The sequence below is a fragment of the Bordetella sp. BOR01 genome (assembly GCF_019218885.1).
Classification (GTDB): Bacteria; Pseudomonadota; Gammaproteobacteria; order Burkholderiales; family Burkholderiaceae_B; genus Bordetella_A.
This window is the reverse complement of the sequence record NZ_JAHUWT010000004.1, coordinates 658,028-670,995: the sequence shown is the minus strand read 5'-3', so window position 1 is coordinate 670,995 and position 12,968 is coordinate 658,028. Positions and strand designations below refer to the sequence as shown.

9 protein-coding genes are annotated in these 12,968 nt (G+C 61.0%); 4 read left to right on the top strand and 5 right to left on the bottom strand.

Translation table 11 applies throughout. The features are described 5' to 3' along the window. Positions 1-38: 38 nt before the first annotated feature. The 3 genes from KW845_RS24765 (at position 39) to KW845_RS24755 (ending at position 2,961) form a co-directional block, all read left to right on the top strand. On the top strand, positions 39-542 hold the full coding sequence (locus tag KW845_RS24765; protein ID WP_218372008.1) for a Dps family protein: 504 nt from the start codon (positions 39-41) through the stop codon (positions 540-542). A 117-nt stretch (positions 543-659) separates the two neighbouring features. Next, the gene (locus KW845_RS24760) at positions 660-1,451 is read left to right on the top strand and encodes an SDR family oxidoreductase (protein ID WP_218372007.1); all 792 of its coding nucleotides are present in this window, start codon (positions 660-662) and stop codon (positions 1,449-1,451) included. After that, complete coding sequence (locus KW845_RS24755) at positions 1,444-2,961, top strand: LTA synthase family protein (RefSeq protein ID WP_370628287.1); 1,518 nt, start codon at positions 1,444-1,446, stop codon at positions 2,959-2,961. The genes KW845_RS24760 and KW845_RS24755 overlap by 8 nt, the downstream gene beginning before the upstream one ends. A 4-nt stretch (positions 2,962-2,965) precedes the next feature. On the opposite strand, the gene KW845_RS24750 is transcribed toward KW845_RS24755, so the two are convergent. The 3 genes from KW845_RS24750 to KW845_RS24740 all read right to left on the bottom strand — a co-directional run bounded on the left by KW845_RS24750 (position 2,966) and on the right by KW845_RS24740 (position 7,638). Then, on the bottom strand, positions 2,966-4,819 hold the full coding sequence (locus tag KW845_RS24750; protein WP_218372006.1) for a sugar phosphate nucleotidyltransferase: 1,854 nt from the start codon (positions 4,817-4,819) through the stop codon (positions 2,966-2,968). Positions 4,820-4,996: 177 nt separating this feature from the next. Beyond that, positions 4,997-6,613, bottom strand: a complete 1,617-nt coding sequence (locus KW845_RS24745) for a Hint domain-containing protein (protein ID WP_218372005.1) — start codon at positions 6,611-6,613, stop codon at positions 4,997-4,999. A 644-nt stretch (positions 6,614-7,257) separates the two neighbouring features. Next, positions 7,258-7,638: a hypothetical protein gene (locus KW845_RS24740; RefSeq protein WP_218372004.1), complete on the bottom strand. Its 381-nt coding sequence runs from the start codon at positions 7,636-7,638 to the stop codon at positions 7,258-7,260. On the opposite strand from KW845_RS24740, the gene KW845_RS24735 reads away from it, so the two are divergent. Next, the gene (locus tag KW845_RS24735; protein WP_218372003.1) at positions 7,623-9,746 is read left to right on the top strand and encodes a heparinase II/III family protein; all 2,124 of its coding nucleotides are present in this window, start codon (positions 7,623-7,625) and stop codon (positions 9,744-9,746) included. The two genes, KW845_RS24740 and KW845_RS24735, sit on opposite strands and share 16 nt — an antisense overlap. Here the strand turns inward: KW845_RS24735 and KW845_RS24730 are convergent. Further along, positions 9,732-10,910 carry a capsule biosynthesis protein gene (locus KW845_RS24730; protein ID WP_255592907.1) on the bottom strand — a complete coding sequence of 393 codons (1,179 nt, stop codon included), beginning with the start codon at positions 10,908-10,910 and terminating at the stop codon, positions 9,732-9,734. The genes KW845_RS24735 and KW845_RS24730 overlap by 15 nt on opposite strands. A gap of 47 nt (positions 10,911-10,957) precedes the next feature. Beyond that, the gene (locus KW845_RS24725) at positions 10,958-12,967 is read right to left on the bottom strand and encodes a capsular polysaccharide biosynthesis protein (protein ID WP_218372001.1); all 2,010 of its coding nucleotides are present in this window, start codon (positions 12,965-12,967) and stop codon (positions 10,958-10,960) included. Position 12,968 lies beyond the last annotated feature (1 nt).

The window sequence follows — 12,968 nt, the reverse complement described above, 5'->3', positions numbered from 1 at the left end:
TCTTGTCTCGTCCTTGTCCTTATATAAAGGAGCACTACATGGCCAAGTCGTCCAAAGCTGCCAGCGCTGCTGGCGTCCGCATCAATATCGGTATTTCCGACAAAGATCGCACCGCGATCGCGGGCGAACTTTCCAAGGTGCTAGCGGATTCCTATACGCTGTACCTGATGACGCACAACTTCCACTGGAACGTTACGGGTCCGCTCTTCAATACGCTGCACCAGATGTTCATGACCCAATACTCCGAAGAGTGGGCGGCGCTCGATGACATCGCCGAGCGCATCCGCGCGCTGGGCGTGCACGCGCCGGGCACATATCGCGAATTCTCCAAACTGTCGTCCATCTCCGAACCGGGCAGCGTGCCCGACGCCATGGAAATGGTGCGCCTGCTGGTCAAGGGCAACGAAGCCGTGTCCAAGACGGCTCGTGCCGCCTTCGACAAGGCCGACAGCGCCAACGACCAGCCCACCGCCGACCTGCTGACCCAGCGCATGGACATTCACGAAAAGAACGCCTGGATGCTGCGCAGCCTGCTCGAATAAGGTCGGCTTGCTCTCGATCTGCCTGACCGGCTTCCCGTCATGGGAAGCCGGTGTCGTTTTTGCCGTACTCCGATGCCGACCATAATCACCGGCCACAACCCGATTGCCAGATTCAGCATGACGCCTTCTTCAACTTCTGCCGACGTGCCGGCTTGCGTACTGATCACGGGCGCCACCGGCGGCATCGGCGGGGCATTGGCGCTGGAATATGCCCGTGCCGGCACCTCGACCCTGATCCTGCAAGGGCGCAATCGTGCCCGCCTGGACGAGCTGGCAAAGGCTTGCGGCAAACTCGGAGCGCGCGTGGTATTGCATGAACTGGACGTGCGCAACCACGACGCATTGATGCAGTGGTTGGCTGACATGGGCGCCGCTGAAGCCCCCGGCCTGGTCATCGCCAATGCGGGCGTCAATATCAACACGGGCCCACAGCAGCAGGGTGAAGGCTGGGACGACATGCATCGCTTGTTCGACGTCAACGTCAAGGCGGTGATGGCTACTGTGCAAGCCTGCATTCCCGCCATGCGAGCCCGGGGGGAAGGGCAGATCGCCCTGGTCAGCTCGCTGGCGGCCTGGCGCGGCCTGCCCGAAACCCCCAGTTATAGCGCCAGCAAGGCTGCCGTGAAGGTATATGGCGAGGCCATGCGCGATTTACTGGCAGGCGAGGGGATCAAGGTCAACGTCATCATGCCGGGGTATGTCGAATCGCAGATGTGCTTCGACATGCCGGGGCCGAAGCCGTTTTTGTGGAAAGCGGACAGGGCGGCGCGGGTGATCCGGCGCGGCCTGGCGCGCAATCGTGCGCGTATCAGTTTCCCGTTTCCCTTGAATCTGGGGTGTTTCTTGCTGGCGGTGATTCATCCGGCACTGTCGGGGTGGATATTGAAGCGGCTGGGATATCGTGGCTGAGGCCTGGCCCGGAATGCTGCTGGCTGCCTACCTGGGTGGGCTGGCCCTGTCATGGGGCCTTGAGCTGCTGCTGCAGCCCAGGCCCGTGGCGCCCTGGCGACGGCCGCCGGCGGCGCTGGCGGTGCATCTGGGCACGTGGACGCTGGCATTCGCCTTGGCCCTGCTGCTGTATCGCCGGCCTGTCTTTGCTGCGCTCAACGCGCTGGCGATCGAACTGGTGATCGTGCTGGTCAGCAACGCCAAGTTCAAGGTGCTGCGCGAGCCCTTCATCTACGCCGATTTCGAATACTTCACGGATGCGATCCGGCATCCCCGGCTGTACCTGCCATTCCTGAGCATATGGTCCGTCGTATTGCCGCCCCTGGGTTTTGCCTTGGCCTGCATCGCGGCCTTCATGCTGGAACCCAGCCTGCCCGCGCAGATGGGCAGCGCCGGTGCCTTCGGAAGCTTACTGGTGGGGCTGGCCGTCGCGGGTGCCTTGTTGTGCTTCATCCGGCCAGGGCGCATGCAATTCGATGCAAGTGCCGATTTGCACGCGTACGGCTTGGTGGCAAGCTTGTGGGCCTATGGGCGTGCCGAACGGCAAATACCGGCATTCCAGGTTCCCGCCTGGCCGGTGTTCGCCGCTGGCCAGCCCAAGCCCGACCTGATTTCGATCCAGAGCGAATCTTTCTTCGACCCGCGGCCCCACTACCCTGCCTTGCGCCCCGAGCTGCTGGCAGGGTTCGACCGGCTGTGCAGTGAAGCGTGCGCGCACGGCCAGGTGAGGGTCCCCGCCTGGGGGGCAAATACGGTGCGTAGCGAGTTCGAGTTCCTGACCGGGTTGGCGGGCGAATCGCTGGGCGTACACCGGTTCCAGCCGTATCGTCGGCTTGCCCGCCAAGGCGTGCCCGCGCTGGCGCGGCACCTGCGCGACCAGGGCTACCGCACAGTCTGCATTCACCCGTACCACCCCGGCTTCTACCGACGCGACACGATCCTGCCGCAGCTGGGATTCGATGCTTTCATCAGCCTGGACGCCTTCGAGCACAGCCCCAAGACCGGGCCCTATATCGGCGACGCCGAGGTGGCGCGCCAAGCGCTGCAATTGCTGGACCGCGACGACCCGCGACCGCTATACCTGCACTTGATCACCATGGAAAACCATGGTCCCTTGCATTGGGAAAAGGCCGGCCTCGAAGACTACGCCGCGGTCGCCCGCGCAGAATTACCTGCAGGTTGCGACGACCTGGTTGTCTATGCACGCCACCTGCGCAATGCAGACGCCATGTTCACGATGGTGGCGGATGGATTGCGCAGCCACTCACGGCCAGCCAGCCTGTGCGTGTTCGGTGACCACGTGCCGATCATGGCGGATGTCTATCGAGCGCTGGGTGAACCGGCGGGAACGACGCCATACCTGGTCTGGGGCAATGGCCCGGCAGCGGTTGCCGGCGCGCGGCAGGATGTGCGCTTGAGCGAACTGGCCGGGCTCTGGCTGGCCCGTGCCGCGAATTCTCGCGACGCCTAGCGCCTTACGAATAGGCCTGGGGCGGCGCTTCCGGGCCGGCAGGCGGGTCGAACCGGACGATGTCGTCTTCTTCCAGGTAAGGCCCGCTCTGGACTTCGATCATGATCAGGTCGCGCATTCCGGGATTGCTGAGGCGATGCAGCGACCCCGCAGGAATATAGGTGGACTGGTTCTTCTCGATCAGCATTTCCTGGTCGCCATTGACCACCTTGGCCGTTCCATCCAGCACCACCCAATGCTCGCTGCGATGTTGATGCATCTGCAGCGATAGCGAGGCGCCCGGCTTGACACGCAGGCGCTTGATCTTGAAATTCGAACCGGTCTCGAGCACTGTATAGGTGCCCCAGGTGCGGTACACGGTGCGGTGCGCGGGGTGATCTTCGTGTCCGCGCGCCCGCAACAGGACCAGCACCGGATGTATCAGCTCGACGCGGCGGGCATCCATGACCAGCAGCGCGTCCGGCGTGTCCACGATGGCAAGCCGGTGCACGCCTGCTGCCGCCACGAGCCTGTCGCTGGAATGAATGGTGCATTCCCGCACCTGGTTCAGAATGACGTCTCCTTGTACGCGATTGCCCTCGGCATCTGCTATCTGCTGCCCGGCCAATGCGTTCCACACTTCGACATCTGCCCAGTCCAGGTCGCGCGCGATCTCGGAACCGGTCACGGCTTTCTTGTACAAGACGTAGCTGCTGCTGGCAGGATTGTCGCCATCGTGTTCCGCGTGCTGCGCGAGGTCGGTTTCCAGGGGTGTATCGGCCTCGGTGGGCCGATATATCACGCCGTGCTGGAAGCAGCTGCGGTGGCCGCGCGCCTGCGCCGTTGACACGATATGCTCCACGAGCCCTGGCCTGTCGGTATCCATGACCAGCACGGCGTCGGGAGTGTCTACGATGGTCAAGCCACGAACGCCCGCCGCAACGACCAGCCGATCGTCGGCCCGCACGTAACAGTCTTGCGTGCTGTGCAGCAGCGTTTCGCCTTGCGTGCGGTTGCCCTCGGCGTCCGCCGCTTGCCGCTGCGCCAGCGTGTTCCAGTTGCCTACGTCGCTCCAGCCCAACTGGCAGGACACGACGGCGATACGCTTCGTTTTTTCCAGCAGGGCATAGTCGATGGAGATCGGCGCAATGGCCTCGTAGCTGTCCCGGCCGATCTTCATGCGGTAGGTGCCTGGGTGGGAGGCTTGCGTGGACGAGGCGAGGCTGAGGCGGACCTGCTCCAGCAATTCGGGGGCATGCTCGGCCAGCTGAGCCAGCAGAGTGGATGTCCGGGCGCACAGCATGCCGGAATTCCATAGGAAATGGCCGCTGTCGACATAGCGTTGCGCCGTTTCGCGATCCGGTTTTTCCACAAAGCGCAGCACCTCGTGCCCGTCGGCCTCGATATAGCCATAAGAGACTTCGGCGCGATCCGGCTGGATGCCGAACGTCACGAGATCGGGGCCCTGCGCCAGCACTTGCGCCTGGGCAACCGCGTGGCGAAAAGCGCCGCTATCGTCGATCACATGGTCCGCCGTCAGGAACAGCAGCGTGGCATCGCCATGCCGTTGCTGGCAAGCGAGCGCCGCGGCCGCTACCGCGGCAGCCGTGTTACGGGCCACGGGCTCCAGGATGTATCCCAGGGTAAGGCCAGTCCGCGCGGTGCCCGCGTAGGCCTCCACTGTCTGGGAGTAGAGGTCTTGCCGGGTGACGGTGATGATTTCGTGCACGGCAGGCAGGGCCTGGGCACGGGCAAGGGCCTGCTGCAGCAGATTTTCGCCACTGTCCAATTCGATGAACGGCTTGGGAAAACGCGCGCGCGAAAGCGGCCAGAGCCGCTTGCCGGCACCACCAGACAGAATGACGGGGATGAGGCTCACGTCAGTTTCGGGTCGAGGAAAATACCGCCAATGGTAGCTGAAGCGGCGATCCGAAAAGACAATGATGGCAAACTTGGCTGCAATCCGCGGGCCGGCGGTATTAACTCGAAACAAATGAAAAAAGGCGGCCGAAGCCGCCTTGCAAGAGGGTGAGGATCTGTTCTGCTCGAGCCTGGATCAGGCGGCGCGCTTTTGTTCGGCCCAGTACGAGTACGTGCGCAGAACGTGCAGCTCCAGTACAGCCTGGCCCTGGGCGCCGTGCACCGCGGCGGGAATCACCGCGGCACCGTTGGTCCAGCGCATGGTCGCGCCATGTACGTCTTGCGGATTGTGCAGCCCGGACAACCGCGAATCCAGCAGATCGATGTCGCGGCGGCCGGCTCCGTCCTCAATGGTCATGCGTACCAGGCCCACGCCCACTTCGCGCAGGTCGCGGCGGGCATGCGCGGTGGTGTCGCGCACAACCGCCGAGCGGGACAGGATGCGAAGGTCGCTGGCCTGCACGCCGGCCGGCAGCACAAAGCGCATCACGCCTTCCAGTTGGCCTTCGGTTTCGGCACGGATCTCCACGCCATTGGTTTCGACACGCAGGAGCGGGTCCGACACGCGTACCGACTGCGTCAATGCCTCGGCCCGCTTGAGCAGGCGCTTGCGCACGGCTTCGACTTCCGGGCCGGAACGCAGCACCTGGATGCCGTCGATCTTGGGGCGGCCTTCCGCCGGGCCAAAATCGGGGGACAGCGATACCGTGTCCGCATTCTGGAACATGGAACGGTTGCCGGTATCCACATACGACTCGGCAGGCGCGCCTTCCGCCAGCAGAATGTCGAAGCGATCCAGTTCAACGTGGAAGTATTCGAACACCTGGCGCGAGAAGTCCTGCGTGATCGTCTTGCCGTTCACCAGCATCATGGCGGGGATCAGCTTGCCGTCGAAGTACACGTGGTGCCCAGGCGACAAGGTCAGCTCGCGGTGGGGCACGTTCTCGGCGATGGAGCCCTTCTGGAACACGACCGGGAAGGCACGGACCGCGTCCTTGGCCGGGATGCGCACTTTGCGCAGCGTGCGGTAGCCCAGCCACTTGACGGTGGCCACGCCGCCGCTGGCGGTCAGAACCTTGTCGCCGGCCTTCAGCTCTTCGACCTTGGTTTCGCCTTCGGGCGTGGCGATGTGCGTGCCTTTCAGGTAGCAGGCATAGGTCATGGTGCCGCCGCTGAACGTGACCAGATCCGGGTCCAGGCCGTCGGCGTTGAAGCGGCCCACAACGATTCCATTCGAGTCACGGAAGATCAGGTCGCCGCCCGAATATTCGCCGCTGGTGGCGTTGGCTACCTGGATCTGGTCGCCTTCGGTGACGCCCGTGATGTTGGGATAGCCTGACAAATTGAGGTTGATGCCGGTGGCATCGTAGATGAACGTCGAGGCGCCCGTGCCATCCATGTTGACGTTGATCGTGTTCGCCAGGCCTACGTTCAGGAACGCCGAGGACATATCCAGCGTGGAGCCTGCCGACAGGTTGTAGTTGAAGGTGCCGATGAGATTGGCACCGGCCAGGCCGGTCAGCGCGACGTGGGCGTTTTCGCCCAGATTCACCGTGTTGTTGGGAGCCACACCGAGCCCGATGGTCTGTTGCAGTTCAAGCACATCGGGGGAATTGGTCGTGTTGGTGACGGTGAGGTTCGTGCTGCCGATGGCATTGATATTGAGCAGCGTGTCGCCGTCGTACGTGCTTTGGTCGACCGTTCCGTTGGTGGGATTGCCGAGACCGCCGAGATTGAGATCGATTGTGGCCATGATAGCTCCTTCAAAAAATCGTGGGCACTACACGACAGGCGCAACAACTCTCCCGGCCACCGGTTGGGGCGGCAACGAAGGACACGAGTAGGTGGGATACGCGCTGCGGTAGAAGAAAAAAACAGACCGAATAGCAGCGCGCGTCAGGATGGCGGCGACATCATCTTTCTCCCATATGGAAAGCTTGCTGTCTTGCTGGTAGGACCTCTCTGGGTCCAGAGTGCTGAATGAGGCCGCCCTGAACAGGGAAGGTGGTTCACTCAGATACTCGAAGCGAAGCGTATCGACTTGGAAGGAAAGGTATGTGTCTAAAAAACACTTTTAGTTAGGTTTATTTGCGTAATGCCTTGTGTATTTTTCAGAAATTGACTTAATTATTTCATTAAGTCTCAAAAAAGAACTGTTTGAGTTTTAATGTCTTCCTTGATTGGTTTCAATTAGTTAATAAATAGTATTTTTTGAATTGAATTGGCGAATGATTGGCATATAACTTGCAAGTTGCTTAAACCGTTGACTCACGCTGTCGGGATGACTAAGCTTCGCGAAGAGACAAGGTGTGCGTTACTAAAACAATTAGAGGTCAGGCGGGCTGGCACAGCCGTCTGCAGAACAACGTAGAAACAAGACGGGGTTCTTTCTCTGCTTTATCCAGCGCCGTTATCTGAAGTGCAAAACAAGGCGGCTGGGTCGAGAAAGGACAAATCGGCGAACTGCGGCTTGAATGGCGCAGCGGTTCGCCAATTGGCGGTATCAGGAAGCGAGGAGGGATCCATGCCCAGAGCTGACTCGGCATAGCTGCACGCCACGAGGTTGCGATCTTCGGGTATCGCAGCGTTCGTTTCATACCTATCGAATTGCTTTTCCGGTGTTGCCCATTGCCATGGGCGACGCTGCATGCCTGCGTCCAAACGGGCTTTGCCGACGCGAGAGATGTCGCGGGCGTCGGGATCAGCGTTCACAGGAACAGCATGGATTTCGTGCGGCGAATAATCAAAAAAAGGAGTTTTCCATGGTCCAGAACCCATGTTCCAGCGCGATGGATGGGGTGCCTCCGCTTTTTCAGGTGGAGTCGGTAGTTGAGGGGCAACAACTCATCTCGTGGGTGACATTCAGTTCGCATGCGGCGAGCGCATTGGAAGACTTTCACTACGCCTTTTATTTCAAGAAAGACGGCATACGCATCGGTCTGCGGAAGTACTCCACGGCCAATCGGGCCGTCTTTCCCCTGAGCGGCGAAGGCAGCTATAGCGTCTCTGGATTCGTGAAGCACAGGAATTCGACGCAATGTTACCCGTCGCAAAGCTCTCGGCCCATGGTGCTGTCGACGATCCGCACGGAAAAGGCCACGGCCCGGATCATCCCTTCCTGTCCGCCGCGACCCGGAGGGCCGGTCAGGTACGAATACCTGTATCTATTGCCGAACCAGAGCGGCTTCGGTCCATCGGCGGATTCCATTGTGTTCAAGCCCCGCCCCGATGTTGACGCCTATGAAGTCTCGTTTCCCTTCCAATGGGACATGGATCCGTTTCAGGACGAGAATTGGCAGGCTCAGCTGCATATGTGGAGGCTGGTCGATTTCATCATCATCGACGCCGAGAAGTCGTCGAACATGCGCTTGTTGCATCGCCTGATGCCCGTGATCCGGGATTGGCATCGCCATCACATTGCAGAGATGAAGTCGGCCAGGTTCGCCTGGCAGGACATGATGGTCGGCTTGAGGGCAATGAAGCTGACGTACATCATCTCAAAGTGGCAGCATGGGATCATGTCTTTATCTTCAGCCGATATCGACTGTCTCGATCAATTGGTAAAGGAACATCTGAAGTTCCTGCTCAATCCGGAAAATGTCCGTTTCAACAATCACACCATTTCGGATCTGGTCGGCCTGCGATCGCTTGCGGAAGTCGTGGAGCCTGAAACGGCGGGCCAGATAGAACAATTCGTGGACCTGATGTTCGGCAGGCTCATGGCGAACCAATTCACCGCGGAGGGTGTGCATAAAGAGAACTCCACGGGTTATCAGAAGTTCACCGTCGGGTACATGCAGAAGATAAGAAGGAGCGGCTGGTTTTCCAAGTATGGACTCAACCAGGCGCTCGACAGCGCCCAGAAAGTGCTGGGCTGGTTCGTGATGCCCGACGGACGGCTTGCGCCGGTCGGGGACACCAGCGGATCGGCGCCCGTCAAGAGCGTCAAGAGGCCCTGGTTCACCAGCCGGAACGAGGTCTTCAGTTCAGCTGGCTATGTCGTGGTCAGGGACGACGGAGGCGGCTCCATGCGCGATTCGTCGTATTTCTTCTTGATGGGAGCATCGCATACGATCGCGCACAAACAGGCGGACGACCTGTCGTTTATCTGGTTCCACGGCGAGGAAATTCTGTGCGATCCCGGCAAGTATGCCTACACTAACGACAAATACCGCAGATATGTCGTCTCGCGAGTGGCGCACAATACGGTGACTTCGAGCGGGCGGGGGGATCATCGATTGGCCGCGGGGCAGTATGGATCGGCAATCCAGGCGATCCAGAGCCATGATTGGGGCCACTGCATCTCTGCAGCGCTGGAATTCGAAAAAATGGGGTATGTGCATGAACGCCATTGCCTCTATTCGGTCGATGGCTGGCTGCTGGTGGTGGACAGGATATCCGCGGCATCGCCAGGGGATTTCGCCCAGTGGTCGCATTTCGCCCCGCCCATTACCGATTTTGTCGCGTGCCCAAACGGCTACGATGCCGCCTTGCCATCGGGCCGGGCATTGGCGATCCGCTTCGCAGCCTCGGCTCCCTGCACATCGGAGCTGATTCGCGGCGCACTGGCGCCTAGCGTGCAGGGATGGATAAGCGAGGGCTACAAGCGAGTCAAGCCAGGCACAGTGCTGAAGATAGGCTTGAACGGCGATCAGCGCACGTTTGCCACGCTGTATGCGATCGATGATCCCGACTGCGCAGTGCAACTGGTCGATCCCAATATGCTGGTGGTTTCGGCAAAGCATGGCACACTGGCTTTGAGCGTCAATCTTGGCGAATCGGGATGCCAGGTGAGCGCGACGCCCGGCACATTGCCGATGCCCGAGGAAGAGGAAGCGCTGGCGGTTGCCAGCGCAGCGACAGAGAAGCCCCTAGTGTCCCAGTAATTCCTCGAGCGGGGATTTTTCACGCAATAGCCGTGCGACTGAATTGCGGATGCCCAGCTTCATGCCGCTACGCGAGTAGAAGCCGCCATTCACTTGCGTGGCATGGATGACGACATTGCGGAAATGCTGGAAAAGGTCGGCATCCGGCGGGGCTGCATTGCTCCAGAACTCGTCCAGATTGCCCTGGAACGTCAAGTCCGGCATGTTGTATATGGCGCTTGCCAGGGCGATCGTCGGGCGGCTGTGGACCAACGCGGAGCTGCCCACAGTGCTGTTCACCGTGACAACGCCGCATGCATGGTTCAGGATCGTGGGCAAATGGCCGGTCTCGACGTAGACAACCCTTTTTTCCACGTCGAATTTGCGGGCGATGCCGGAGACGAGTTTTTTGTACCCGCACAGCCCGGTATCCAGCGGATGGTTCTTGATCAGCAACATCTCGCCCGATCCGGCATGCATGGAAAAAGACTCCACCGTCTTTTCCACCACTTCTTCCATATCCCTGAAAGGAGAGTGATCCCGGATCTGGGTGTCGCTGTTCAGTTGCAGCGGCAATAGCCAGAAGCGGCGGCGCAGGCGGATAAGGTCTTCGATTGTCTTCTTGTCTTCCCGTTGGGCGAGGGGCAGGGAAAGCGCGCGCCGCAGGTAGGCGCAGTACTCCACCGGCGCGCTCACCTGAGCATGCGTACGGTAGCCGGGATAAAAGACGGGATTCTGCAGATTGCCCACGTGATACCACACATCATGGCAGGCGCGGATCAGGAATGACGACTCGAACGGTTCGCCATTTTCGTACTTGGGCACGGCCGGCCCGATTTCGTTGTACCAGTCCGGATCGCGCGGCAATAACGAACGTGCGTTGACCCCGCTGCGTTCCAGCGTAATCCAGTAGGGCCGGAAATAGCCTTCTTCGAAGACGTGCACGCGGGCACCCGTGCGTTCGGCGACCCGGATCGCGGGCATGTGCAAAGGGCGGCAATCCCCGAATAAAACGAGATCGGTCGGGCTTGCCCGGTCGAAAATTCGCTGATAGAACTCGGCGAGGTCGGCCAGCCCGTTACGGTGCGCGATGGTTCCCCCGCCTTTCCAGTACAGGGAATCGCCGCCGTTGAAGTTGATCTTGTGGACGTGATGGCCGGCATCCCGCAGGGCCTGGCCCAGCAATGAAAAATAGGGGGTGCACATCCCCTGCAGCAGCAGAAAGGAGCGCTTCATGCTTTTCGGAATACCCGTGCGATGGCCCGGCGCACTAGCGAGGCCTGCTTGCCCGGAGGATCCCGGCGCCAGTCCAGCAGTTCCGTCAGCGCGCGTTCGGCGGTCGTGTAGCGCCGGCTGTGGCGACTGACGTAGGTCGGATACAGCAGCAACGTGCCGGCGACCAGCTCTTGCAGCGTCAAACGCCTGGCGCGACGGTCGGCTACCTCTGGGGATAGTGCAAGATCGCGTGTCAATCCCCAGCCGGCATAGAACGGCTGGCCGTAAGTCGTGACCGGGATATCGCGTATCAGGGCTTCGAAGCCGGCCAATGAGGTCAGGACATGCAGTTCGTCCACGTTATCCATCATGGTGTTGATGGAGATGTCGCCGACGATTTCATCGCACCAGTTTCCGATGTCGGTTTCGCCCGCGCCCTGTTGGCGCAAGCCCGCAAGTACATCGGGGTGCGGCTTGTAGACGACCCATGCGTCGGGATTGGCCTCGCGCACAGCGCGAACCAGCGCCATGTTGGTGGATACTGCCATGGCGCCGTATTTGATGGAAGCATCGCTTTCGACTTGACCGGGCACGAGGATCACGCGAACGGGTTGGGATGGACGCTGCCATGTCGGGCGGCCTGTATTGTATTTGGTCACGCCCGTCTCGATCAGGCGCGTCAGCAGTATCTGGGCGCGGTCGCGCAGCGCCGCCGAGAAGTCTGTCGTGGCCAGAAGCTGTTCCAGCCGCGACGGGCGGGTGGCATCGTAATAGATTCCCAGGTCGTCGACAACCCACGAGAGCGGCCGGATCAGGTCGGCGCCCAGGCCGACAGAGCGCAAGAAGCCGTCTTCGATGCGCAGGACAGGGCAGGATGCCGGCCGCTGCCGGACAAGGGCATCGTGTTTGCGGCCCCATAAGGCGATTGCGCCTGGAGTCAGCGCAACGCTGCCTGGATTCTTGCGGAATTCCAGCCGGCTACCCCACAGGAAGTCGCGCAAAAACGTCTTTTTCCACCGGGAGAAGCCTGCCGCGATGATGTGCGCCGGCAGTCGCTGCCGCATGCGGCGCTGCAAAGCCACCCACGCCAGGACGGTTTCTGCTTCGCATGGCAGGCTGGTTTCGGGGTCCATGTACTTGGGGTAGTCGATCAGGGCGGCATGAACCAGCGCTTCCAGGCTCGCGGGATGGCGCCGGTCGGGCGGCGGGAGTTCGTCTCGCGTCAGGCCCCAGCCGGCATAAAACGGCATCCCGAACGTTCGCACCGGCCTGCCCCAGAGCAATGCTTCGAATCCCAGTTGCGAGGTGACGACATACACGCACTCGGCAAACTCCAGCAAGGTCGCGGGGTGGGCGTCCTCGTGCAGCAGGAGGATTCTGTCGTTTTGCCGGATGGTGTCGATGTCGAAATGCCCGGATTTCCGGCGATGGACGACGTCGGGATGGACCTTGAGTATGACCTGGCTGTCGGGATTCTCGGCAAGCGCTGCTGCCAGCATGGCCTGGAAACTCGACGGATCGGCCGAGCCATATCGGATCGAGGCATCGCCATGGACTTGGTCGACCACCAGGACATAACGGCCAGGCAGCGAAGCGAGGGCCGGGTCGGGCGCGCTGTTGTATTTGGAGACCCGGCCGGCGCGCCATGCCTCGATAATGGATCGGGCGCGAGCCCGTTGCGGAGCGTCCAGTTCACGTTGCACCAACCGTTCCAGGCGGGAAGGGCGGGTGGCATCGTAATAAATGCCGACGTCATCGACCACGATCGACAACGGGCTCTCTGCGGCTCCGTTGTCGATAGAGCGTAAAAACCCGTCTTCAAGAAGCCAGCACTTCGATTGGTAGCGGCGAGCCCTTTGCTGGGCGCGGCGACCGCTGCGCTTGCGCCCCCACCCGACAAAAACCGAGCCGGGTGGTGGGCGCGAGCCTAGGTGCGGAACAATATGCGTCCCGAGTATCCGTCGCAAATATTCAACTCGCCAGAGCTTCCAGTCCGGGAGAGAGGCGAATACATGCTTGGCGTCCATG

Coding starts and splice junctions, on each gene's coding strand:
- KW845_RS24745 (WP_218372005.1), bottom strand. CDS start 6,613: ATGGCCACAATCGATCTCAATCTCGGCGGTCTCGGCAATCCCACCAAC.
- KW845_RS24765 (WP_218372008.1), top strand. CDS start 39: ATGGCCAAGTCGTCCAAAGCTGCCAGCGCTGCTGGCGTCCGCATCAAT.
- KW845_RS24725 (WP_218372001.1), bottom strand. CDS start 12,967: ATGGACGCCAAGCATGTATTCGCCTCTCTCCCGGACTGGAAGCTCTGG.
- KW845_RS24735 (WP_218372003.1), top strand. CDS start 7,623: ATGGTCCAGAACCCATGTTCCAGCGCGATGGATGGGGTGCCTCCGCTT.
- KW845_RS24740 (WP_218372004.1), bottom strand. CDS start 7,638: ATGGGTTCTGGACCATGGAAAACTCCTTTTTTTGATTATTCGCCGCAC.
- KW845_RS24760 (WP_218372007.1), top strand. CDS start 660: ATGACGCCTTCTTCAACTTCTGCCGACGTGCCGGCTTGCGTACTGATC.